The organism is Polaromonas sp., from assembly GCF_016185115.1.
GTDB lineage: Bacteria > Pseudomonadota > Gammaproteobacteria > Burkholderiales > Burkholderiaceae_C > Polaromonas.
In genome coordinates this window covers 17,048-39,648 of record NZ_JACPOF010000022.1, presented here as the reverse complement: position 1 = coordinate 39,648, position 22,601 = coordinate 17,048, and the positions used below count along the sequence as shown (strand labels likewise).

Sequence of the window (22,601 nt, the reverse complement as noted above, 5' to 3'; positions counted from 1 at the left end):
TCAGCCCTGATCCGTCTGGCCCTGCGCTTCTCGGCTCCTCTCCAAGGGTTAGGGGAGGAAGACAAATACAGAGACAAAACCCCAAGACTCGCCTCAAGCGCTTCGCGCTGGCGGCTCCCCGGATCCGAATCCGAGCCCGAATTTAATCCCCACCCCCTTGAGGCTGGGCCGAGGAGCGGGGATGGAGACGGCATCAATGGGAAAAACTTGTTTGAGCGAAGCGAGTTGTTTTTCCCGCCGACGTAATCGAGCACCGCAGGTTGCCTGTAGCGCAGCGAAAGGACCCAGACGTCGGGTCGCCTTTCTTTTGGGTACTTGTTCTTTGGCGAAGCAAAGAAAAGTGCCTCGCCCGCCGGGGCGAGACCCGGCTTCTATGTGAAGGGCACAACCTCAACCCAGCAAGAGCGTCACCAATGCGACGACAAACCCTGCGGTCTAGTACCTTCCCCAATGCCAGCGATCCCCACAGGCGTTAGTCTCCCCCCAGGAGACTTCATGAACAGCGCCCATTTCAAGTTCTGGCCCAAGCGCCTGCCGCATACCATCACCGCCCCCGCCACATCCCTGTGGCACAACCTTGCCGTCAATGCGCTGCGCTTTCCCGACAAACCCGCCCTCGTGTTCTTTGAACGCGCGCTGACCTACGCACAGGTCATGCAGCAGGCAGAAGGCCTGGCCGCGACCCTGCACCGCATGGGTGTGCAAAAGGGTGACCGCGTCGCGCTCATCATGCAGAATTCGCCGCAATGGGTGATTGCGCACTTCGCCATCCTGCGCGCCAACGCTGTGGTGGTGCCGGTCAACCCCATGAACCGGGCTGAAGAGCTCAAGCACTACATCACCGACCCCGACACCAAAGCCGCCATCGTGGCTGCCGACCTGGCGCCTGAGCTCATCAAGGCCAACGATCAGCTTGAGCCCGCAGAGCAACTCAAAAAACTGGTCGTCACGCATTACAGCGACGGCTTTGACATCAACGCCGATGCCAACAAGGACATGTCAGCTGCCTGGCGCGACTGGCTGGGTACGCGCCATGCGCTGCCGGTGATTGATGGCGGTGAGGTGGTGAGCTGGCAGGACGCGATTGCAGGCAACGCGCAAGACCTGCCGCCGCACACCGTGGGTCCCGCAGACATGTCCGTGCTGCCCTATACCAGCGGCACCACAGGCCTGCCCAAGGGCTGCATGCACACACACGCCAGCATCATGCATAACGCTGTGGCAAGCAGCCTGTGGGGCAACAGCACGTTTGAAAACGTCAACCTGTCCGTGGTGCCCATGTTCCACATCACCGGCATGGTGTCGGTGATGCACGCCACCATTTACGGCGGCGGCACGCTGGTCATCATGCCGCGCTGGGACCGCGAACTGGCTGGCCGCCTGATCTCGCACTGGCGCGTGACGCACTGGACGAACATCCCGACCATGGTGATTGACCTGCTCGGCAGTCCGAACTTCCAGAAGTTCGACTTGAGCAGCCTGGTCTACATCGGCGGCGGCGGCGCCGCCATGCCCCAGGCTGTCGCGCAGCGCCTGCTGGAGCAATATGGCCTGAGCTACGCGGAGGGCTACGGCCTGACTGAAACCGCAGCGCCCTCGCACAGCAATCCCTACGACGCGACCAAGCAGCAGTGCCTGGGCGTGCCCTTTGTGAACTGCGATGCGCGTGTGATTGACCCGATCACGATGAAGGAAGTGGCGCAGGGCGAGCAGGGCGAAATCATCATGAGCGGCCCGCAGATTTTTCAGGGCTACTGGAAGCGGCCCGATGCCACGGCGCAAGCATTCATCGAGATCGACGGCAAGCGATTCTTCCGCTCGGGCGATCTCGGGCATGTCGATGAAGACGGCTACTTCTTCATCACCGACAGGCTCAAACGCATGATCAACGCCTCGGGCTTCAAGGTCTGGCCGGCCGAGGTCGAGGCGCTGATGTTCAAGCACCCGGCCGTACAGGAGGCCTGCGTGATATCTACCAACGACGCCTACCGCGGCGAGTCGGTCAAGGCCGTGGTCGTGCTGCGCGCCGCCTTCAAGGGCAAGGTGAGCGAAGACGAGATCATCACCTGGTGCAAGGACAACATGGCCGCCTACAAGTACCCGCGTGTGGTGCAGTTTGTCGATGCCCTGCCCAAAAGCGGCTCCGGCAAGGTGATGTGGCGTGCGCTGCAGGAAAGCGAAAACGCCAGATCAGCCTGATATGGCGTGCAGGCAATTAATGCGCCATATATGAATCATTAAATGCTTAATGAATCATATTTGACGCATTATTTATTTTTCAGGCTCTACGCCAGGTTTTTAGGACTCAAAAAAGCCTGAAAACGCTTTAAAAAGGCCATTTCAGGTGCCAAATCGGCCTCCAGACCAATAGATACAAGCGTAAGCAGCTATTAAATTGATAGTAAATTTCACCTCGTTTGCGCTGACAGGATCAGTCGCCGACCTTCCCTTGTAGCTGCGGCGCATCGCTTAGCATCTTCCATCACATTGATATCAAGGCCGAACACCCCGATGCCCGTCACACAGCCCCCGCCGCCTGAACCGGCTTCGCCTGCCGACAAACCGCTCGATGGCTGGCGCCGCCGCTGGTATTCGGTCATTTTTGAGGCAGACACCACGGCAGGGCGCCTGTTCGACAAGGTGCTGATAGCCGTCATCCTGGTCAGCATTGCGGTCGTGATGGCCGACAGCGTGCAGGCCATTCATGCTCGCCACGGCACAGGCTTTGCCGTGGCGGAGTGGTTTTTCACCGTGCTCTTTACAGCCGAATACATCGCCCGCCTGCTGTCGGTGCGCCAGCCGCTGAAATACGCACTGAGCTTTTTCGGCATCATCGACCTGCTGGCCGTGCTGCCTACCTACCTGGCGCTGTTCTTCCCCGAGTGGCATGCGCTCATCGACGTGCGGGTGCTGCGCCTGCTGCGTGTCTTCCGCATCTTCAAGCTCTCGGCCTATCTGGAGGAGTACCTGTCGCTGGGCCGCGCCCTTGCAGCCAGCCGCCGCAAGATCCTGGTCTTTCTCTCGGCCGTACTGATGGTGGTGCTGGTCATGGGCACGGTCATGTATGTGGTCGAAGGGCCGGAGAACGGTTTCACCAGCATCCCCACTTCTGTTTACTGGGCCATCAGCACCGTGACCACCGTCGGGTTTGGTGACATCACGCCCAAGACCGATTTCGGCCGGCTGATTTCATCGTTCATGATGCTGCTGGGCTGGGGCATTCTGGCAGTGCCGACCGGCATCGTGACCGCAGAGATGTCCATGCAGCGCAGGCTGCAGGCCATAGCTGCGCTGGAGACGTCTTCAGAAGAAGGGGCCAGCGCTTGCCAGGAATGTTTCAGGACAGATCAGGCGGCTGGTGCCCGCTTCTGTGCCCACTGCGGGGCCCGGCTCAGGCTGGGTGAGAAAGCCGACTAGTCGCTGGACGCTGTCAGCCGCACCGGCGTAATCTCGACCGAGCCCAGCGCCGTGCTCATCCACACCGTGCCGTCCTGCACAGTGACCTGAAGCTGCATGCTGCGTTCGGCCAGTTTTGCCAGCGCCTGGCTTTGTGCGGCATCGATCTGCCACACCACCAGGTTTGATGCGCGGGTCAACTTGCTTTCGATGTTTTTCCACCAGACACTGGTGCTGCTGGCAAAGCTGTAGACGCTGACCCGCTCTGCCCGGCCCGCAGCCTTCATCAGGCGTTTGTCATCCGGCTGGCCCACGTCTATCCAGTGCAGGATCTGCTCGGTGTAGTCCTTGTGCCAGAGGGCGGGCTCATCCACGTCCCAGAGGTCCTTTGCAAATTCCAGCTTGCCCTTCTTGTCGTCGGCCGGCACGTTGAGCGCAAAGGCGAGCAGACGGATCATCATGCGTTCATCGGCCTCCGAGGGGTGGCGCGCAATGGTTTCGTTGTGGTCGGCATAAATGCTGCGGTCCATGTCGGACAGGGCGAGCGCTGCTTTGTAGATGGTGGCTTTCAGTGCCATAAGAGTCTTCTTTGTGTGGTCAGGGGAACAGGCCATATTGGAACAGACGGAGCGTCATGACCCTGCTAGAGCGGAATCGCCACGCGCTGGCTATAGTTTGCCAATGCTTTCCCTCTCCGTCCTCGACCAGTCCGTCGCCGTCTCCGGCCGTACTGAAGACACCTCCATCCGTGAAGCCCTGGCGCTGGCCCGGCACTGCGAAGCGCTGGGCTACAAGCGCTTCTGGTGCAGCGAACACCACAGCCACCCGACCATCGTCGGTTCTGCGCCCGAGGTGTTGATGGCGGCCATTGCTGCAACGACCACCCGCATACGCATAGGCAGTGCGGGCATCATGCTGCCGCACTATGCGCCGCTGAAGGTGGCCGAGCAGTTCCGGGTGCTGGACGCGCTCGCGCCCGGCCGCATAGACCTGGGTGTGGGCCGTGCGCCCGGCTCGGACATGCGCACCGCCCGCGTGCTGCGCGCCGACCCGCATCAATCGGCAGAAAACTTTCCCATCCAGGTGCGCGAGCTGCAGGCCTGGATATCCGGTATCGATTTGCCCGAAGGCCACCCTGGACGCGGCGTGACCGCCAACCCCACCGGGCCGACCACGCCTGATTTGTGGATGCTGGGCAGCTCGGACTATGGCGCGCAGCTGGCAGCGCACTACGGCCTGCCCTATGCGTTCGCTTATTTCATTACAGACGGGCAGGGCACAGAGCAGGCGCTGGACCTCTACCGCCGTCTGTACAAGCCCAGCCCGCTCAATCCCGAGCCGAAAGCCGTGCTGTGCGTCTGGGCGCTGGCGGCGGACACTGAAGCCGGCGCCTGGCATCACTTCTCGGGCCGCGAGCGCTGGAAGATAGACCGCAACAAGGGCGCACTCGGCCCGCTGCCATCGCCTGCCGAAGCGGCCCTTCGACCCTATACGCCGGCGGAGCAGTTCGAGTCGGAAAAAATCAGGCGCACGGCCCTGGTCGGCAATGGCGCGCAGGTGGCAGACAAGCTGCGCGCGCTGGCTGATACTCACGGGGTGGACGAGCTGGTCGTCATCACCTGGGCGCACGACCCCACGGCGCGCAGGCGCTCTTACGAATTGCTCGCGAAAGAATTTTTCTGAAACTGCACCAATCACAACGAGACAAAACATCCATGACCCAAAAACTTTTCAGCACCACCATTGCCGGCAGCCTGCCCAAACCCGCCTGGCTGTCTGAAACCAACAAACTCTGGCCGCAGTGGAAGGCCGAAGGCGCAGAACTTGCTCAGGCCAAGGCTGATGCCACGCTGCTGTGGATCAAGGCGCAGGAAGACGCAGGCCTGGATGTGATTGGCGACGGCGAGCAGTCGCGCCAGCATTTTGTGCACGGCTTTCTTGAACAGGTCGAAGGCATAGACTTTAATCACAAGGTCAAGATGGGCATACGCAACAACCGCTATGACGCCATGGTGCCGCAGGTGGTGGGTGAGCTCAAGCTGAAAGGCCGCGTTCACCAGGCCGAAGCAAAGATTTTGCGTGCGCACACCAGCAAAAAAATCAAGTTCACCCTGCCTGGTCCCATGACCATCATCGACACGGTGTCCGACCAGTTCTACGGCGACAAGGTCAAGATGGCGATGGCTTTTGCAAAGCTGCTTAATGAGGAAGCACTGGCGCTGCAGGCCGATGGTGTCGACATCATCCAGTTCGACGAACCGGCCTTCAATGTCTATATGCGTGAAGCGGCCGACTGGGGTGTAAAGGCGCTTGAGATTGCCGCGAAGGGGCTGACCTGCACGACGGCCGTGCATATCTGCTACGGCTACGGCATCAAGGCCAACAACGACTGGAAAGAGACCTTGGGCGAGGAGTGGCGTCAGTACGAAACAGTGTTCCCGGCGCTGGCCAAAAGCAGCATCCAGCAGGTCAGCCTGGAGTGCTACCACTCGCATGTGCCGCCACACCTGATGAAGCTGCTGGAAGGTAAGGACGTCATGGTCGGCGTGATCGACGTGGCCAGCGACGTGATTGAAACGCCAGAGCAGATTGCCGACACGATTGGCGAAGCGCTGAAATACGTGCCGAAGAACCGGTTGCTGCCTTGCACCAACTGCGGCCTGGCGCCGATGGACCGGGCTATTGCCCTGAAAAAACTCGAAGCACTCGCCGCAGGCGCGGCACTGGCTCGCCAACGCTACAAATGAAGCCCCCACGCTTTTCACTTCGCCTCCGGCTGCATGTAATGCGCTGCCCCCCGAGGGGGCCGCTGCGCCTGCGGCCCGGCAGAGCCGGTTCCGCGGCCCCTGCTTGCTGAAAACCCCGCTTCGTTTATTGAGAGGGAACTCAACGTGACTTCTACCCCCGGCGATCACTCGCACGACCATTCACATGATCATCCGCACGATCATGGCCATGAACCGCGCTGGAAGCACGACGGCGTGCGCGTGATTGGTGCCGGCCAACTCGACGGCAACACCGCGCAAACACCAGGCATGGACCGCAAGGCTGCGATTACCTTCGCACGCACCGGTGCACAAAAGCTCTGGGCCGGCACGGTGACGATTCATGCCGACGCAAAAACCGGCGCGCATCACCACGGCCATCTCGAAAGCGTGATCTATGTAGTGAGGGGCAAGGCGCGCATGCGCTGGGGTGAGCACCTCGAGTTCACGGCAGAGGCCGGACCTGGTGACTTCATCTATGTACCGCCTTACGTGCCGCACCAGGAGATCAATGCCAGCCCGACCGAGATGCTTGAATGTGTGCTCTGCCGCAGCGATGGTGAGGCTGTCGCCGTCAACCTCGATATAGAACCGGTTGAAAAACCAGAGGCGGTGCTGTGGATAGATCCGACTCACCCGCAGGGTGGCGTGTAGGAGAGCAGGCTGTCTTTCCTGCCGGGGCTTGGGTTTTGCCAATTAGTGCTCAATAAAGCACCTAAAACCTTTACTCAGGCAAACCGCTGCTTACATTCTTGACTTTAGTCCTACAAGTTGTATCAGGCCGGGTTGATACAACTGAGGCTCCAACAAAAAGGAGTCCATCATGGAAACAAGTCAACTCGCTACCCCCAATGCTTCAGGTCCCGCAGCCCGCACCGGGCTGGCCGACCGCATGCAACACAGCAAGGCGCTGATCGCCATCGTCGCCGTACTGGGGATCACTGTCGCAGCGCTGGCTGCCGCGCTGGTTGTCAACAAGTCTGATGCACAACCCAACCCGTATTCTGCGAACACCGCCGTTCAGGCACCTGTGACGCCTGTCACCGCCCCGGCTCACGTCAACAAGCTTGCCACAACCAGCAGCAAACCTGTCGCCGTCAACAATACGTCGCGCTCCAGCAGCACACCGGTGCAGGTCGCCAAGGCCAACGTGTGCGCCGATTGCGGTACGGTTGAATCCGTCACCGCCGAACAGCGTCAGGGCCAGGTCAATGGTGTGGCGGTCGGCAACCAGACCATCGGTATCGGTACCGTTGCAGGCGGTCTGCTGGGCGGCATTGTCGGCAACCAGATGGGTGCCGGCAACGGCAAAACTGCGATGACAGTGCTGGGCGCTGCAGGCGGTGCTTATGCCGGCAACAAGGTTGAAGCAAACATGAAAAAGGTCACCGTCTACAACGTCGCCGTGCGCATGGACGACGGTTCGCGTCGCAATCTGGACGTTTCGACCTCGGTGCCCGTGGGTTCCAAGGTGATTGTCGAAGGCCAGAACCTTCGCATGGCAAACGCCAAAGGTTAAGTCGACTTGGGGTGGCGCACCGGATTACTCTGGTGCGCCATTTTTACGTCGCCCGACATCAGAGGAAAAGGAACCATCATGACCAGAACAAACATGCACCGTTCGAAGTGGCTGGCAGCAGCTGGCTTTGCATTACTGGCAGCCATGCCTTTTGCCAATGCCATGGCACAGGGTGCCCTGGTGCCCGGCGTGTACGGCCGCATTGAATTCGGTACGGCCCCGCCGCCACCGGTGATCTACTCACAACCCGTCATCATCCAGCGTCCCGCTGTGGTGGTTGAGCAGCAACCTCTTTACCTGCATGTGCCGCCAGGCCATGCAAAGAAGTGGTCCAAACACTGCGCCCAGTACAACGCCTGCGGACAGCCGGTGTACTTTGTGAAAGTCAGGGGCGACGACCAGTTTGAACGCGTGCAATACAGGGAAAAGCACAAAGACAAACACAAAGGCAAACACAGGGGTCACTGGGATGACCATCACCGGCATTGATCTGAACTTGCCACGATAGTAAAAAGGTGTCAGGCCACAGGCTGGCGCCTTTTTTTATGGACCTGAAAAACGCGTGACCGAGCGGGTTAGTATTCACGCGACACAGCATCTTCTTCCAATTTACCGAAAGCAGGCAGATCATATGAAAGCCACCTGGAACGGCGCAACCATTGCGCAGAGCGACGAGACCGTGGTCATCGAAGGCAACCACTACTTTCCTGAAAGCGCACTCAACCGCGACTACATCACCTTCAGCAATCACCACACCATGTGTTCATGGAAAGGCCAGGCCAGCTATTACTCGCTGCTGGTCAATGGCGAGATGAACACTGACGCCGCCTGGTATTACCCTGACCCCAAACCTGAGGCCGAAAACATCAAGGGCCACGTTGCGTTCTGGAAGGGCGTGAAGATTGAGCCCTGAGGCTTGAGGCCGCACCAGTTCCCGCATTGAGTGCGCCTGACTGGGGTTAACCCTCTGATTTTGAGTCGCGCTTCCCTTGCCCAGCCGGTTTATTAATATGTATACTTATTAAAAATCGGCCGCCGTAGATGGCTGCTGCAATCACAGGATCACAGGAGACACCATGGCCCTCGCCCCCGCCGATCCGGCGCTCATTGAAAAACTGGTTATCGCCAACCGCATCCTTTACGACCAGCGTGTGGTCGATGGCTTTGGCCATGTCAGTGTCAGGCACGACAAATCGCCGGACCATTTCTTGCTGTCATGTAACCGCGCGCCGGGGCTGGTCAAAAAAGCCGATATCCTGAGCTATGACCTCAACGGCGACCTGGCCGTGCCGTCAGACCAGCGCTCTTACCTTGAGCGTTTTATCCACAGCGAGATTTACCGCGCACGCCCCGACGTCATGTCTGTCGTGCACAGCCATTCGGTCAGCGTGATTCCTTTCGGCGTCACCGGCCAGCGCCTGCGCCCCATCTTCCACATGAGCGGATTTCTGGGCAGCGGCTCGTCGCTGTTCGAGATCCGCGATGCGGGCGGCAACACCGACCTGCTGATACGCGACATGGGCCTGGGCAAGGCGCTCGCAAAATCCCTGGGCCAGCACAACTGCGTACTGATGCGCGGCCATGGCTCCACCGTGGTCGGCCCATCGCTCGAGCAGGCTGTTTACCGCGCGGTTTATGCCGAGGAGAATGCAAAGCTGCAGCTCACATCGGCTGCGCTTGGCCCCATCGAATTTCTGAATCCGGAAGAAGCTGAACTGGCCATGACCAATGTCGAAGGCCAGGTCAGGCGTCCATGGGAATTGTGGAGCCGGAGCATTGGCGCCATCGAGTAGGAAGTCGCACACTCGGTCGCATCCATTCAACAACCTGCACTAAACAAAAGACAAGAGACAAACCATGAAACTCAACAAGTTATTCACACTAGGCACAGTGATGGCGCTGGCGTCAATGGCGGGCACGTCTGTATTTGCGCAGGCCTGGCCTTCACGTGCGGTGAAGATCATCGTCCCTTACGGCACAGGTGGCGGTTCTGACACCCTGGCACGCCAGGTGGGCGCACGCCTGCAGCAGATGTGGGGGCAGGGCGTTGCGGTTGACAACAAGGCCGGTGCGTCCGGCAATATCGGCACCGAGATGGTGGTGCGCGCGCCTGCCGATGGCTACACGCTGCTGCTGCAAAACAGCACCATGGTGGTCAACCCTGCCGTCAATGGCAAGCTGAACTACGACCCCGAAAAAGATCTCACGCCCATTATGTTGCTGGGTCTGACGCCGATCGCGCTGGCTGCGCACTCGGGTACCAACATCAGGAACATGAAGGAACTGGTCGCCTATTCAAAGGCCAATCCTGATTCGCTGAGCTACGGCTCCTGCGGTGTGGGCACGCCCCAGCATTTTGTGATGGAGCTGGTCAAACAGAAGTCTGGCGTCAAGGCCACCAATATCGGCTACAAGGGCTGCGCTCCTGCATTGACCGATGTGCTGGGCGGCCAGGTGCCGCTGGCCATCCTGAGTGCCAACCTGATTGCGCCGCACGTCAAGAGCGGCAAGCTTTACAGCGTGGGGGTCTCGACCGCGCAGCGCTACCAGCTGATGCCCGATTCGGCCACGTTTGAAGAGCAGGGCCTGAAGCCGCTGAATTTCTCGATCTGGTACGCGCTCATGGGCCCGGCCAAAATGCCGCGCGAGGTCGTCGCCAAAATTTATGCCGATGTCCAGAAGGTGCTGGCTGAACCCGAAGTCAAGGCCAACCTCTCGGGTGCGGGTGTCGAACCCCTGGTTGGCAATGGGGCCGACCTGGGCAAGCTCATCAAGACTGACCTGGTGCGCTACGCGCAACTGGCGAAGTCGGCCAACATCAAGGGCGAGTAAGCCCGGCAGCATTATTGACGTGCCGCAAGCTGCCGGTTTTTTTTCGATAGCTTTTGAATGCATGATGGTTTACAAACGGTACATGGCTCCGTTGCCCTGAATTGAAAGGCACTGGGCCCGGCGGAACGGCACCGGCTTTTCTGCCAACATGTCACTACCGGAAGGAGCCGCCATCATGTTCAGCAACATCCTTGTGCCCGTAGACGGTTCAAGCACGGCCAACCAGGCCATACAGAAGGCTGCCGCAGTTGCCAAGGCGTTTAATGCCAAAGTAACCGTGGTGTGCATCATCGACACCTATGCCTTCACCGGTGTGGGTACCGAGTTTGCCTACGGGCAGGACGAATACCTCAAGGCTGCCACCAGGGAGGCCCACGACTCCATCGCCGCGGCCAAAAGCCAGTTTGCCGCCAACGGCACAGAGGTCACAGCGACCGTACTGGAAGGGCAGGCCGTCTACAAGAGCATTCTTGAAGCCGCGGAAACCGCCGGTGCAGACCTGATCGTGATGGGTTCACATGGCCGCAAGGGCCTTCAAAAACTCGTGCTGGGCAGCGTGGCCGCACAGGTGCTCTCGCACACCCACCTGCCTGTGATGATTGTTCGCGAATAAAGGGAAACAGACATGGATTTGCTTAACCACGACCTGGCCCATGAATTTCCCCAGCACATCGACAGGATGCGCGAACTCAAAGCCTCGGACGTCCACTTTGCCGCCCTGTTCAAGCAGTACGACGAAGACAATCACGCCATCGCCAACTATGAAAAGAGCGGCCTGCCCATCAGTGACGAGGGCTTTGAAGACCTGAAAAAGCGCCGCCTCAAGACCAAGGACGAGATTTACCAGAAGCTTCTCAAAAGCTGAAAATCTCCCCACCTCGACGAAAGCCCGCACTGTGCGGGTTTTTTTTTGTGTGGGGAGTTTCACTGTCACTCGTCTGCCCCTCGCCGCGCCATGCTGCGTTGCAAATGCGCGTCGGGCCTACGGGCCCGCCTGTGCTTTGCGCCTTGCCTGGCACGCCGCTGGTCAGCCGCTTGCCAGCGATCTCACCGATTCAGCCTACTGGCCTTTTTGCCCTTGCCTGCCGGGGAGAATGTTTTGAATTCAAGCGACGAAGAATTGATGCGGCGTATACGCCATGAACCGCATCAGGCGGCCACCACGATATTGAACCGGGCGCGTTGCCCGTCTGCTTCGGGCGAAAACGGCACGGAGAGCGCGTTGCGCTGCGCATCCGACAGGTTGCGCCACAAATAATCGCGCTGGTTCAGCGGCTCACCCGCCACATAAAGTTGCGTCGTCAGCAATTCACGGCTGGCCAGTTTCACCTTGACGTGGATATGCGGTGTGCGGCTGCTATAGGCCACCGGGCGAATCGTGCGGAAGCGGTATTCGCCCTGCGCGTTCACGGCGACGCGGCCGAAACCCTGGAAGGCCTTGTCGATACGGCCGCCGTCGCCGGGATGATCGTAGTGACCGGCGTGGTCGCATTGCCAGATTTCAACCAGCGCGCCGCGCACCGGCGTGCCCTGCAGGTCGGTCACGCTGCCTTCAAGCCAGGCGGGCTGGCCCAGCCTGTAATCAAGCGAGCCGTTTTTCAGCAGATCAAAGTCTGCGTCTTTCGGCAGGGCGACCGGGTAGAAAGGGCCTTCCGTCTGGCTGGGCGTGAGGATGCGCGGGGCCCCCGTCTGTGCGCGGGCTGGCAGGCTGCGTGTGAGTGTCCACACCACGGGTGCTGCGATCAGCGCGGCAGCAATGTGCCTGCGCGGCAGGAGGTGTGAAGTCGACAGGTTCGGTCTTGTGAGCATTTCGATTCTCCAGATGTGCCTGTTGGAGGTCTGCTTTGGCCGCCAGTTCCGCGACCGGGCTCAAAGATACCCTGTAATTTCAGAAATCCGGTGAATTCCCAAAAAACACGGCCTGCCCGCTAACCGGATGTGTAAAGCCGAGCTGGCAGGCATGCAGCAAAAGCCGGGGAGCCACCGTTGGCACACCATTGCCATACAGCGCGTCGCCAACAATCGGGTGGCCCATGGCCTGCAGGTGGACCCGCAACTGGTGTGAACGGCCCGTGAGCGGTTCCAGTTCGACCCGTGTGGTGTTTGTATCGGCATCAAATGCAACGCTGCGCCAGCGCGTCTGGCTGGGTTTACCCCGGGCGTCAATGATGCGCAGCGGCCGGCGCGGCCAGTCCACCATGATGGGCAGGTCAATCAGCTGCCAGTCGCCGGCACCAGGCGCATGGCCGGTCAACTCGCCTTCGACCACAGCCACATAACGCTTGTGCACTTCGCGGTTTTCAAACAGCCGAGATAGCGCGCGTTGCATGTTCCCGCCGCGCGCCATCAGCATCAATCCTGATGTCGCCATGTCCAGGCGGTGCACCACCAGCGCATCGGGGTATTGCTGCTGTACGCGGCTGCCCAGGCAGTCCTGCTTGTCCTCACCACGCCCGGGCACCGACAGCAAACCGGCGGGCTTGTTGAGCACCAGCAGGCTGTCGTCCGCATACACCGCTTCAAAGCCGCCATGACCTGCGAGGTAATTGTTTTGCGGCACACCGGGGCTCATGATTCATCCATCAACAACTGTTTAACCAAAGGAGAAGACCATGACTGATGCAGGTGCTATTTCGATTGCATGCGGTTTGATGATCGGCCTGGGCGCGATTGGCGCATGCATGGGCATAGGTGTGATGGGTGGCCGTTACCTGGAAGGTGCCGTACGGCAACCCGAGATGATGGAACCGCTGCAGGTCAAGATGTTTCTTCTTGCTGAGGGCCTGTGTGCCCTATTTTTGCAAGGTGCGTTGCGAGTCAAAAAGGCCGTGAGCAAGGCGCAAAACGCAGATGGGGTAGACCCCATCAAGGCTTTGCAACGCCGCGCACGGCCTTTTTGATCACAACCCGCAGGGAACGGGGTGAAAACAGCGCCACTCTGCGTTGCACTCCTAGGCAAGGCAGGAGCCTTGCCGTCGTCGCGCGCCTTGATTGGCACTGTTTTCACCACGTTCGCACTTGTAAAAATAGGGCACACAGGCCGTTGATCGACGCCAACTTCCTGATTGGGGTGGGCGTGGCCATGATGCTGATGTTTGCCAACCCGCTTCGGGGTTAGGCGGCGGGCTTTTTTGGGCGGGGGGAAGTTATGCACCGTGGGCCCGGCGCGTTTGATTTCGCGCAGCATGAACAGGTAAAGGCTTTCCACCTTCTCGCGCGCCCAGGGGGTCTTGCGCAGGAACTTGAGACTGGACGGTACGCTGGGCTCGCTGGTGAAGCAGCGTATGTTAATGCGCTGCCCCAGTTCTTCCCAGCCGTAGTGCTCTGAAAGCGCTGTAACAATGGCCTCTAACGTCACACCGTGCAGCGGATTTCCCGCCTGCACATCCACGTCTTGAGGCTTTCCGTCTGCCATCAGGCCGGCTTGTTTTTCATCTTGCCCTTGGGCATGACCTGCGTTACAACCGTGGCCCTGACTGCATCAGGCGACACCGGTTTGGGTGGCGAGGTGTCTTTTTTCGGTTTCTTCACCATCTTTTGTGCTTGCTGTCCTTTGGCCATGGCTCTCTCCTGTGGGTTTAAGAAATATGTACCGGGATTATCAATGCAACTTGATGCGCGGTCGGTAGGTGCGGTCAAGCAATTCTGACAGCGTAATGAGCGCGGTTTTCTTGAACCCGCCCAGCGCCAGCTGGTGCTGCTTGTGCAGGCCCCAGTACATCATGCGGGCAAGCTGGCCCTCGATAAAAAAGCTGCCCCTGGTCAGGCTGCCCATCAGGCTGCCGACTGATGAATATTCAGACAGCGAGACCAGCGAACCCTGGTCCCTGAACACAAAGGGTGCTACTTTTTCGCCTTTCGCAAGCCGGGGCAGGGCGTTGACCAGATACATCGCCTGCTGGTAGGCCGCCTGCGCGCGCGGCGGCACCCACGTGCCATCGGGTTGCTGGCAGGCCGCGCAATCGCCAAAGGCGTAGATGCTGGCGTCGCGGGTGCTCTGCAGATTGCCGTTGACGGCGAGCTGGTTGAGTTTGTTGGTCTCCAGCGGCTCTTCGCCATTGGGCCCCGCGCCCAGTGTCTTGAGGAAATCCGCCGCCTTCACGCCGGCCGCCCAGACGGTCAGGGTCGATGACACCACCTTGCCGCTGGCCATGGTGAGTTTGTCGGCATCAACGGCCACCACACGCTCATTGGTGTGCACCTCGATGGCCAGCTTGCGCAGCTCGCGCAGGGCAGAGTCGCTCAGCCGCTCGGGCAGCTGTGCCAGCAGCCGCGGCGCCGCTTCGATCAGCACGATCTGCAAATCTTTTTCGGGGTGGATGTGGTCAAAGCCATAGTTGGCAAGGATGCGCGCGGCCGCGTGCAGCTCAGCGGCAAGCTCCACTCCGGTAGCACCGCCGCCGACGATGGCGACCGTCAACCGCCCGCTGCCTGCTTCACGCGGCACGCTCTGGGCGCGTATGCAGGCGTTGATCAGGCGGTCATTGAAATGCCGCGCGGCCTGCGGGCTGTCGAGCTTGATGGCGTGCTGCGCCGCACCTGGCGTGCCGAAGTCGTTGGTCTGGCTGCCGACGGCGATTACCAGCGTGTCGTAGGCCAGCTCCTGCGCGGGGGTAATCTCGCGGCCGGCGTCATCGTGGCTGGCCGCAAGCTGCACGGTTTTTGCAACGCGATTGACTCCGGTGAGGCTGCCGAGGCGAAACTTGAAGTGGTTCCAGCGCGCCTGAGCCAGGTATTCGATTTCTTCTGCATGTGTGTCAAAGCTGCCCGCCGCCAGCTGGTGCAGCAGTGGCTTCCAGACGTGGGTACGGGCTGAATCGACCAGCGTGATGTGTGCCAGTCCCCTTTTGCCCAGGCTTTTGCCGAGTTGTGTTGCCAGTGCGAGGCCACCGGCGCCGCCCCCTACGATGACGATGCGTTGCATAAGATTTTTCCCTGTGGTGCGTACCACCCTTGTTATGTTGCCCATGTTAACTGCCGCGCTGGCCGGTGACGGCCATTCCCGGCTGTTAAGCTTGCCCCCCGATGGCTACCCACACCTTTAAAGAGCTCACGCAGCAGCGCCCCTATATCCGGATGTGGTTTGCCCGCGTTCTGGGCACCATGGGCACGCAGATGCTGATGGTGGCGGTAGGGTGGCAGATGTACGACCTGACCGGTAGCGCGTGGGACCTCGGCCTGGTCGGCCTGTATCAGTTTTTGCCGGCGCTGCTGCTCACGCTGGTGGCAGGTCACGTCGCAGACCGTGTGCACAGGGGCCGCATCATTGCCGGATGTTTTTTCATACAGGGCGCGGTGGCCTTCATCCTGATTGCCGCTACGCAGGGGTGGGGCAATACCGGATCAGCGCATTGGGCCTCGCGCGAACTGCTCCTGGGCCTGTCGGTCTGGCTGGGTGTGGCCAGGGCATTCCAGAACCCTGCACAACAGGCCCTGATGCCCATGCTGGTGCCGCCTGTGATGCTTCCGCGCGCCATGGCCTTCAGCTCCGGAGGCAACCAGGCGGCCGCCATTGCCGGTCCGGCCCTGGGCGGACTGGTTTTTGTGGCGGGTGCCTCTGCCGTGTACGCCACCTGTGCTGCGATTTTCGTCGCGGCCATGGTCCTGATTTCGCTGGTGCGTTATGAGCATGCACCGCCGCCGCGCGAGCCGGTGTCCATGAACACGCTGCTGGCCGGCGCCCGTTTTGTGTGGCTGCATAAAGCCCTGCTGGGCGCCGTGTCACTGGACCTGTTTGCCGTACTGCTGGGCGGCGCCGTGGCGCTTCTGCCCATGTTCGCCAAGGACATCCTGCACGTCGGCCCCTGGGGCCTGGGCCTGCTGCGCTCTGCGCCCGCGGCTGGCGCGGTGATGATGGCTGTGGTGCTCACACGCTGGCCTTTGACAAGACGCGTGGGCCGCACCATGCTGGGTGCCGTGGCCCTGTTCGGCATCTGCATGATTGTGTTTGGTCTGTCCACCAGTTTTTTGCTGTCACTGCTGGCTCTGATGATTTCGGGTGGTGCCGACATGGTCAGCGTGGTGGTGCGCCAGACGCTGGTCCAGATAGACACGCCCAATGAGATGCGCGGCCGGGTCAGTGCGATCAACTCGGTGTTCATAGGCGCATCCAACCAGCTCGGTGAGTTTGAGTCAGGCGCTACTGCTGCGCTGCTCGGGCCGGTCGGCTCGGTGGTGCTGGGCGGGATAGGCACCTTGCTGGTTGCCGCAGCGTGGTTCAAATTATTCCCGTCGCTTTCCAATCGCGACACGATGGAGAAATAGGGCCCCCACGCTCGCTCGCTGCGCGTAGCTCTCTGCCCCCCGAGGGGGCGCTGCGCCTGCGGCCCGGCGTAGCCGGTTCCGCGGCCCCTGCTTGCGAAGACATCGCTACGTTTGTCTGCCTCGCGCCTGAACGCTGGCGGTGATTTCTTACCGCCCTGAACTGGCTCTTATGCGGTTGACTTCGAGCGGCGACACCGCACCCGCCTTGTTGCCCCAACTATTCCGTATGTGGGTCAGCACGGCCGCCACGTCGGTGTCGTCCATCACCAGCACAAAAGGTGGCATGCCGAATGGCCTGGGGTTGCCTTCCGTTGCTGGCGCGTAACCACCGTTCAACACAATCTGCACCAGGTTGACGGTTTGCGGCATCAGCACTGCACGGTTGGCTGCCAGCGCCGGGTAGGCGTTGGGCACGCCCTGGCCCTTGTCGCCGTGGCATTGTGCGCAGTTCTGCTCATACAGTTTTGCGCCTTTGGCAGCCACCACGCTGTTCATGCCTGCAGAGGGTGCATCGGGCGATGTCGACATCAGCGCGATGTCGGGCTCGCGTCTGTCATCCTTGCCGTATGACGCGGGCAGGGCTTTCAAAAACTGCGCCATCGCATTCAGGTCTTCATCAGTGAGGTATTGCGTGCTGCCCTGTACAACTTCTGCCATGGGTCCGTTGACTGAAGCGCGTTCGGAGACACCTGCCTTGAGCAGCTTCACGATGTCCTGTGGCGTCCATGCGCCCACACCCGCTTCATGCGGCGACACCAGTGAGGGTGCATACCAGTTCTGCATCGGAATCAGTCCGCCTGCCAGGTCCAGCCCGTCCGTCGCGCCCAGGACGTTGCGTGCCGTATGGCAGGCCGCGCAGTGGCCCAGGCCGGTGACCAGATAGGCGCCGCGGTTCCATTCGGCACTGCGCGCCGCATCGGGTTTGTAGACACCGGGGCTGAAATAAATCGCCCGCCAGACCGCCAGTGCAGCCTGCGAGTTGTACGGAAAGCGCAGCGTGTGCGCCCGGTTGGGCTGCACCACGGCGGGCAGGCTGCGCAGATAGGCATACAGGGCGTTTGAGTCTTCACGCGTCATCTGCGTGAAGCTGGTATAGGGGAACGCCGGGTACAGCAGGCGGCCATTTTTTGATTTGCCGTTGTGCATGGCGCGCCAGAAGTGCGATGCAGACCAACTGCCTATGCCGGTCTTTTCATCCGGCGTCAGGTTGGATGTGAAGACCGTGCCAAACGGCGTGTCTATGCCCCTGCCGCCCGCATAGGCCTGGCCGCCGCGTGCGGTGTGGCAGCCCATGCAGTTGCCGGCGCGTGCCAGGTAAGCGCCGCGCGCAACCAGCGCGTCACCGGGTGCGGCGGCAGCGAACGGGGTGCTCACATCAACTTCATCGTGGCTGTTGAGCAGCCAGACCATCACCACGGCGCCAGTGAACAGCACCAGCAGGCCGACCAGCAGTTTGCCAAGCTTTTTCATGGCTTGCCCCCTGCGCTTTCAGCGGCGTTTTTCATGGCGTTTTTGAGCGGCGCACTGCCGCAACTGATGGCCGCTTTGCCTGTGGGCAGGGCGGGCATCTCTGTCACGGGTCTGGTGTTGGCCGGCAGCGGCTGCGCAGCCAGCCAGCTGCCGACAGCGTTGATGTCTTCAAGCGACAGTTTTGCCACCACATCTTTCATGCAGTCGGGTGCATGGGCGCGCCGCTGTCCGGCCTTCCATGCGCCCAGCTGCGCGTTGAGGTAATCACGCGGCAGGCCCAGCAGTCCGGGAATATTGGGCGCCACGCCGGTCATCGCCTGCCCGTGGCATTGCACGCATGCGGGTATGTTGCGGGCGGTATCGCCCTGCATTGCCAGCTGGCGGCCCTGCTGCAGCAACGCAGGCGATGCGTTTGTGGGTGCTGGCGCAGGGTAGGGCACCTCAAGCTGCGAGAAATACTGCGCGATCTCCATCAGGTAGTCGTCGGTCAGCGGCGTCAGCAGCTGCGTCATCAGCCCATAGTGCCGCCTGTCATCGCGAAAGTTGATGAGCTGGTTGTAGAGATAACCTGCAGGCTTGCCGGCCAGGCGGGGGTAATAACCGTCAGGCGCAGCCCGGCCTTGCGGGCCGTGGCAGGCGGTGCAGGCCATGGCGCGCTGGGCGATGGTGTCTTCAAACGGTGCGGCCACGGCAGGGGAAGCCGCGAAGGTGGACATGAGGGCCAGCAGGAATAAAAGCCCCTGGACAAGGGCGAACGGGAAGGTCTTCAGCATGTGTCAATCATGCCTGAGGACGCATGGGGCCGTAAGCATCAGATGCGGTTTAAAAAAGCGTATCAGATTTACAAATCATAAAAATTACAATATCAGATGACATGAAGCGCTATGAAGAACTGGCAGGACTTTTGGCGGGCGACATACGAAGCGGCGCTTATGCGGCGGGCACCCGCCTGCCCTCCATCCGGACACTGACAGCCCAATACCGCATCAATGCATCCACGGCGTTCAGGGCTTATTACCTGCTGGAGGAAAAGGGCATGGTGCGCGCCCGGCCGCGCTCGGGGTATTACGTCACGGCGCCTGCGCTGGCCCTGCCGGTTTCAGCTCATGCTCCCAGCGCCCGAAGGAATGCCCGCGTGGCGTCCAGGCTGGATGTCAGTGAACTCGTGTTCGAGGTGCTCGATGCCCTGCAGGACCCGGCCATCGTCCCCCTGGGTTCTGCGTTTGCCGCGCCTGCGCTCTTCCCCCTGCAAAGCCTGGGCAAGTCGCTGGCGCGTGCGGCGCGCCGTATTCACCTGCAGGGCGCCACGGCTCATTTGTCCCAGGGTGATGCCACGCTGCGCCAGCAAATTGCGCTGCGTTACCTCGGCATGGGCATGTCGCAGCCGGCCGGTGAACTCATCGTGACCAGTGGGGCGCTGGAAGCCCTCAACCTCTGCCTGTCGTCGGTTGCGCAGCCCGGCGACCTGGTAGCTGTCGAGTCCCCGGGCTTTTATGCAGGCCTGCAGGCACTTGAACGGCTGAAAATGAAGGCGCTTGAAATACCGGTGCTCCCGCAGGGCGGCCTCGATCTCGCAGTGCTGGCAGAGGCGCTGAAGCGCCATCCTGTGAAGGCCTGCTGGTTCATGACCTCCTTCCAGAACCCCACAGGCACCAGCATGGCCGAAGAAAAGAAAAAGGCGCTGGTCGATTTGCTCGCGCGGCACGACATTCCCCTGATTGAGGACGACGTGTACGGCGAGTTGTACTTCGGCAACCGCGCACCCTTGCCGGCAAAGGCCTTTGACAGCAAGGGGCTGGTGATGCACTGCAGTTCTTTCAGCAAGACCCTGGCCCCGGGTTACCGCGTGGGCTGGGTCTCGCCGGGGCGGTTTGGCGAACGCATCGAACGCCTCAAGCTGATGACCACGCTGTCGGCCAGCCTGCCTGCGCAACTGGCCGTGGCCGACTACCTGCAGCGCGGTGGCTACGACAGGCACCTGCGCCGCCTGCGCCATGCGATGGAGTCGCAGCTGTCCGGCATGCTTGCCGCTGTTGCGCGCCATTTTCCGGCGGGCATACGCGTATCGCAGCCCGGTGGTGGATATTTCCTGTGGATGGAGTTCGAGCCAGGCTTTGATGCACTGCTGCTGCACCAGCGTGCGCTGGAGCACGGTATCAGTGTGGCGCCCGGCCCGATTTTTTCTGCGCGGCGAAGGTTTGGTCATTGCCTGCGCCTGAACTACGGCCACCCGGCTGACGCGCGGTTTGAAGCGGCGATGCAGACGCTGGGGCTATTGATACGGCTGCAGCCGCCTTATGACGCCTGAGCCGCCACCAGCGGTGCTCATGGCCTGACGATGCGATCTTCAGCGACTGCTATTGCCGGGCTTCTGACACCAGGTCCAGGTAGGTCGTGCACGCCAGGTCAGTCGCCGCCCGCTGTAGCGGCGTGAGCACGCGCTGCGAGGGCGTGACCAGCACCAGGTGCGTCAGCAGTTGCGGCGTGGTGATGCGCTGCGCCACCAGGCCCGATGCATCGCGGCCAATCAGCGGAAAGCGCGTGGCGATGGTGTAGCCCACGCCTTCGGCCACCAGCTGGAATATGGTCTGCATGATGTCTACTTCAAGCACCACATTCAGCGTGATGCCCAGCCGCGCGGCCTCAAGCTCCACCGGCCCGCGTATGGCGTGCAGGCGCGAGGGCATGATGAGCGGCACACCATCGAGTTCATGAAAATCGACTGATGATTTTTTGCGCCCTATGCGTTTGGGCCCGACCAGGTAAAGCTCTTCGTCGCTGAGCCGTGTCATGGTCAGGTTGGGCGTGGGCGGCGGGTTGTGAAAGATGGCGAAGTCCAGTCGCGATGCCTTGATCTGGTCCAGCAGCGTGGCCGACAGGTGGTTGACGATGGACAGGCTGGCCTGGGGCAGTTGCTCCCTGAAGCGCCTGACATAGTGCGGGATCATGAAGCTGCCCACGCTCGGCGTGAGGCCGCACACCACATGCCCTGAAAGACGGCTGTCACCGGTATGCAAAACCTGCAGTGCTGCATCGGCCGCATGCAATACCCCGCGCGCCTGCTCCAGAAAGCGCGCCCCCGTGGCGGTCAGCATCACACCGCGCCCGTTGCGGTGAAACAGGCTGGCCTTCACATCAATTTCCAGCGCGCGTATCTGCCGGCTCAGTGTGGGCTGCGCAATGCCCAGCAGGTCGGCGGCTTTCACGAAGCTGCCGAGGTCTGAGACATGCACGAAGTAATTGAGCTGCTTGAGGTCCATGGGTTCGTCCTGCAAAATTTGGATATGCATTAATGACATATCAGAAGACGCGACATCGTCATTGTATAAGTTGGCCGGGCTGCCTATTCTTCGGGCATGAAACTTTCGCTGACCGTCGCCTGCTGGGATTACGACCGCACCCGCCTCCTGTTTGATGGCCGTGTGGGCATTGAAGGCTGCGATACCAACATGCTGTGCCTGCCGGTCGAAGAGACCTTTTTCCGCGCATTGCGTTCAGCCGAATTTGATGTGGCCGAGCTGTCCATGAGCAGCTACACCATGATGCGGTCGCGTGGCAGCTGCCCCTATGTCGCCGTGCCGGTTTTTCTCTCGCGCATGTTCCGCCATTCCGCCATTTATGTGCGTGAAGGCAGCCCATTGCGTACGCCTGATGACCTGCGCGGAAAAATCGTGGGTGTGCCCGAATACCAGTTGACCGCCCCGGTCTGGGTGCGCGGCATCCTGCAGGATGAATACGGCGTGCACCCGCACGAAATGGCATGGCGCAGCGGCGGCGTTGAGACACCGGGCCGGCATGAGAAGGTCGGCTTTGTAGCGCCTGCCGGTGTGCAGCTTGAGCCGATTCCTGCCACCGATACGCTGGACCAGCACCTGCTCGATGGCCGCATTGACGCACTGATTGCGCCGCGCGCGCCGGCTTCATTTGACAGGGGCCAGTCTGTGCGGCTTTTCAACAACCTGCGTGATACGGAGCGTGCCTACTTCAACAAGACGCGCATCTTCCCCATCATGCATGTGGTGGGCATACGCGCGTCGCTTGTCGAGCAGTACCCCTGGCTTGCAGGCAGTGTGTTCAAGGCCTTCAACCAGGCCAAGGACCATGCCCTGCGCGAGCTCTCTGAAGTCGGCGCGCTCAAGACTTCGCTGCCCTGGCTGACCAGCGAGTACGACGACACGGTCGCCGCCATGGGCCGCGATTTCTGGTCCTATGGCCTGGAGCCCAACCGCGCGGTGCTCGACACCTTTTTGCGCCACCACCACGGCCAGGGCCTGTCAAGCCGCCGCATGCAGCCCGATGAGCTGTTTGCCCCGGCCACCCATGAACAGTTTGTGATTTGAAAAATATACAGGAGA

General features: G+C 60.9%; 25 protein-coding genes and 1 pseudogene. 17 read left to right on the top strand and 9 right to left on the bottom strand.

What is annotated here, in order from left to right; translation table 11 throughout:
* The 3 genes from HYX42_RS17775 to HYX42_RS17765 form a co-directional block, all read left to right on the top strand.
* On the top strand, positions 1 to 246 hold a 246-nt coding region (locus HYX42_RS17775; RefSeq protein WP_293405549.1), incomplete at its 5' end, for a hypothetical protein.
* A 249-nt stretch (positions 247 to 495) separates the two neighbouring features.
* Positions 496 to 2,199 carry a long-chain fatty acid--CoA ligase gene (locus HYX42_RS17770; protein WP_293405547.1) on the top strand — a complete coding sequence of 568 codons (1,704 nt, stop codon included), beginning with the start codon at positions 496 to 498 and terminating at the stop codon, positions 2,197 to 2,199.
* 312 nt (positions 2,200 to 2,511) lie between these two features.
* On the top strand, positions 2,512 to 3,417 hold the full coding sequence (locus HYX42_RS17765; protein ID WP_293405545.1) for an ion transporter: 906 nt from the start codon (positions 2,512 to 2,514) through the stop codon (positions 3,415 to 3,417).
* Here HYX42_RS17765 and HYX42_RS17760 read toward each other — a convergent pair.
* On the bottom strand, positions 3,414 to 3,974 hold the full coding sequence (locus HYX42_RS17760; protein WP_293405543.1) for a YaeQ family protein: 561 nt from the start codon (positions 3,972 to 3,974) through the stop codon (positions 3,414 to 3,416). The genes HYX42_RS17765 and HYX42_RS17760 overlap by 4 nt on opposite strands.
* Positions 3,975 to 4,077: 103 nt before the next feature.
* Here HYX42_RS17760 and HYX42_RS17755 point away from each other — a divergent pair, with 103 nt between their 5' ends.
* From HYX42_RS17755 to HYX42_RS17710, 10 genes are all read left to right on the top strand, one after another.
* Positions 4,078 to 5,079 (top strand): LLM class flavin-dependent oxidoreductase, encoded by a 1,002-nt coding sequence (locus HYX42_RS17755; protein ID WP_293405541.1) that lies wholly within the window; start codon positions 4,078 to 4,080, stop codon positions 5,077 to 5,079.
* A 32-nt stretch (positions 5,080 to 5,111) separates the two neighbouring features.
* Positions 5,112 to 6,143 carry a methionine synthase gene (locus HYX42_RS17750; protein WP_293405539.1) on the top strand — a complete coding sequence of 344 codons (1,032 nt, stop codon included), beginning with the start codon at positions 5,112 to 5,114 and terminating at the stop codon, positions 6,141 to 6,143.
* A gap of 144 nt (positions 6,144 to 6,287) precedes the next feature.
* On the top strand, positions 6,288 to 6,815 hold the full coding sequence (locus HYX42_RS17745) for a cupin domain-containing protein (RefSeq protein WP_293405537.1): 528 nt from the start codon (positions 6,288 to 6,290) through the stop codon (positions 6,813 to 6,815).
* Positions 6,816 to 6,984: 169 nt separating this feature from the next.
* Positions 6,985 to 7,680 carry a glycine zipper 2TM domain-containing protein gene (locus HYX42_RS17740; protein WP_293405535.1) on the top strand — a complete coding sequence of 232 codons (696 nt, stop codon included), beginning with the start codon at positions 6,985 to 6,987 and terminating at the stop codon, positions 7,678 to 7,680.
* Positions 7,681 to 7,758: 78 nt separating this feature from the next.
* Complete coding sequence (locus HYX42_RS17735; protein ID WP_293405533.1) at positions 7,759 to 8,169, top strand: hypothetical protein; 411 nt, start codon at positions 7,759 to 7,761, stop codon at positions 8,167 to 8,169.
* 142 nt (positions 8,170 to 8,311) lie between these two features.
* On the top strand, positions 8,312 to 8,593 hold the full coding sequence (locus HYX42_RS17730) for a DUF427 domain-containing protein (RefSeq protein ID WP_293405531.1): 282 nt from the start codon (positions 8,312 to 8,314) through the stop codon (positions 8,591 to 8,593).
* Between the two features lie 163 nt (positions 8,594 to 8,756).
* Complete coding sequence (locus HYX42_RS17725) at positions 8,757 to 9,473, top strand: class II aldolase/adducin family protein (protein ID WP_293405529.1); 717 nt, start codon at positions 8,757 to 8,759, stop codon at positions 9,471 to 9,473.
* 64 nt (positions 9,474 to 9,537) lie between these two features.
* Positions 9,538 to 10,512, top strand: a complete 975-nt coding sequence (locus HYX42_RS17720) for a tripartite tricarboxylate transporter substrate binding protein (RefSeq protein ID WP_293405527.1) — start codon at positions 9,538 to 9,540, stop codon at positions 10,510 to 10,512.
* A gap of 175 nt (positions 10,513 to 10,687) precedes the next feature.
* Positions 10,688 to 11,125 carry a universal stress protein gene (locus HYX42_RS17715; protein WP_293405525.1) on the top strand — a complete coding sequence of 146 codons (438 nt, stop codon included), beginning with the start codon at positions 10,688 to 10,690 and terminating at the stop codon, positions 11,123 to 11,125.
* Between the two features lie 12 nt (positions 11,126 to 11,137).
* Positions 11,138 to 11,377 (top strand): DUF465 domain-containing protein, encoded by a 240-nt coding sequence (locus tag HYX42_RS17710; RefSeq protein WP_293405523.1) that lies wholly within the window; start codon positions 11,138 to 11,140, stop codon positions 11,375 to 11,377.
* Between the two features lie 284 nt (positions 11,378 to 11,661).
* Here HYX42_RS17710 and HYX42_RS17705 read toward each other — a convergent pair whose 3' ends face one another.
* Both HYX42_RS17705 and HYX42_RS17700 read right to left on the bottom strand, forming a co-directional pair.
* The gene (locus HYX42_RS17705) at positions 11,662 to 12,321 is read right to left on the bottom strand and encodes a protocatechuate 3,4-dioxygenase (RefSeq protein WP_293405521.1); all 660 of its coding nucleotides are present in this window, start codon (positions 12,319 to 12,321) and stop codon (positions 11,662 to 11,664) included.
* A 79-nt stretch (positions 12,322 to 12,400) separates the two neighbouring features.
* Positions 12,401 to 13,084, bottom strand: a complete 684-nt coding sequence (locus HYX42_RS17700) for an RluA family pseudouridine synthase (protein ID WP_293405519.1) — start codon at positions 13,082 to 13,084, stop codon at positions 12,401 to 12,403.
* 40 nt (positions 13,085 to 13,124) lie between these two features.
* Here HYX42_RS17700 and atpE point away from each other — a divergent pair, with 40 nt between their 5' ends.
* Positions 13,125 to 13,412, top strand: a complete 288-nt coding sequence (gene atpE / locus HYX42_RS17695; protein ID WP_293405517.1) for a F0F1 ATP synthase subunit C — start codon at positions 13,125 to 13,127, stop codon at positions 13,410 to 13,412.
* Positions 13,413 to 13,675: 263 nt separating this feature from the next.
* On the opposite strand, the pseudogene HYX42_RS17690 reads toward atpE, so the two are convergent.
* The 3 genes and pseudogenes from HYX42_RS17690 to HYX42_RS17680 form a co-directional block, all read right to left on the bottom strand.
* A pseudogene (locus tag HYX42_RS17690) lies at positions 13,676 to 13,927 on the bottom strand (VF530 family protein); the annotation flags it as partial.
* Positions 13,927 to 14,073: a hypothetical protein gene (locus tag HYX42_RS17685; RefSeq protein WP_293405515.1), complete on the bottom strand. Its 147-nt coding sequence runs from the start codon at positions 14,071 to 14,073 to the stop codon at positions 13,927 to 13,929. The gene HYX42_RS17685 and the pseudogene HYX42_RS17690, both read right to left, overlap by 1 nt.
* A gap of 40 nt (positions 14,074 to 14,113) precedes the next feature.
* Entirely contained in the window at positions 14,114 to 15,436 is a 1,323-nt protein-coding gene (locus tag HYX42_RS17680) for an NAD(P)/FAD-dependent oxidoreductase (RefSeq protein ID WP_293405513.1), read from the bottom strand.
* A gap of 101 nt (positions 15,437 to 15,537) precedes the next feature.
* Between HYX42_RS17680 and HYX42_RS17675 the strand changes: the two genes are divergently transcribed.
* On the top strand, positions 15,538 to 16,776 hold the full coding sequence (locus HYX42_RS17675; protein WP_293405510.1) for an MFS transporter: 1,239 nt from the start codon (positions 15,538 to 15,540) through the stop codon (positions 16,774 to 16,776).
* A gap of 147 nt (positions 16,777 to 16,923) precedes the next feature.
* Here HYX42_RS17675 and HYX42_RS17670 read toward each other — a convergent pair whose 3' ends face one another.
* Positions 16,924 to 18,246, bottom strand: a complete 1,323-nt coding sequence (locus HYX42_RS17670) for a cytochrome c (protein ID WP_293405508.1) — start codon at positions 18,244 to 18,246, stop codon at positions 16,924 to 16,926.
* A complete protein-coding gene (locus HYX42_RS17665; RefSeq protein ID WP_293405556.1) occupies positions 18,243 to 18,962 on the bottom strand; it encodes a c-type cytochrome in 720 nt (239 codons plus the stop codon). The genes HYX42_RS17670 and HYX42_RS17665 overlap by 4 nt, the downstream gene beginning before the upstream one ends.
* A 158-nt stretch (positions 18,963 to 19,120) precedes the next feature.
* Between HYX42_RS17665 and HYX42_RS17660 the strand changes: the two genes are divergently transcribed.
* On the top strand, positions 19,121 to 20,554 hold the full coding sequence (locus HYX42_RS17660) for a PLP-dependent aminotransferase family protein (RefSeq protein ID WP_293405506.1): 1,434 nt from the start codon (positions 19,121 to 19,123) through the stop codon (positions 20,552 to 20,554).
* Positions 20,555 to 20,603: 49 nt separating this feature from the next.
* Here HYX42_RS17660 and HYX42_RS17655 read toward each other — a convergent pair whose 3' ends face one another.
* Positions 20,604 to 21,536 (bottom strand): LysR substrate-binding domain-containing protein, encoded by a 933-nt coding sequence (locus tag HYX42_RS17655; protein ID WP_293405504.1) that lies wholly within the window; start codon positions 21,534 to 21,536, stop codon positions 20,604 to 20,606.
* Positions 21,537 to 21,602: 66 nt separating this feature from the next.
* On the opposite strand from HYX42_RS17655, the gene HYX42_RS17650 reads away from it, so the two are divergent.
* Positions 21,603 to 22,586: an ABC transporter substrate-binding protein gene (locus tag HYX42_RS17650; RefSeq protein WP_293405502.1), complete on the top strand. Its 984-nt coding sequence runs from the start codon at positions 21,603 to 21,605 to the stop codon at positions 22,584 to 22,586.
* Positions 22,587 to 22,601: the final 15 nt, after the last annotated feature.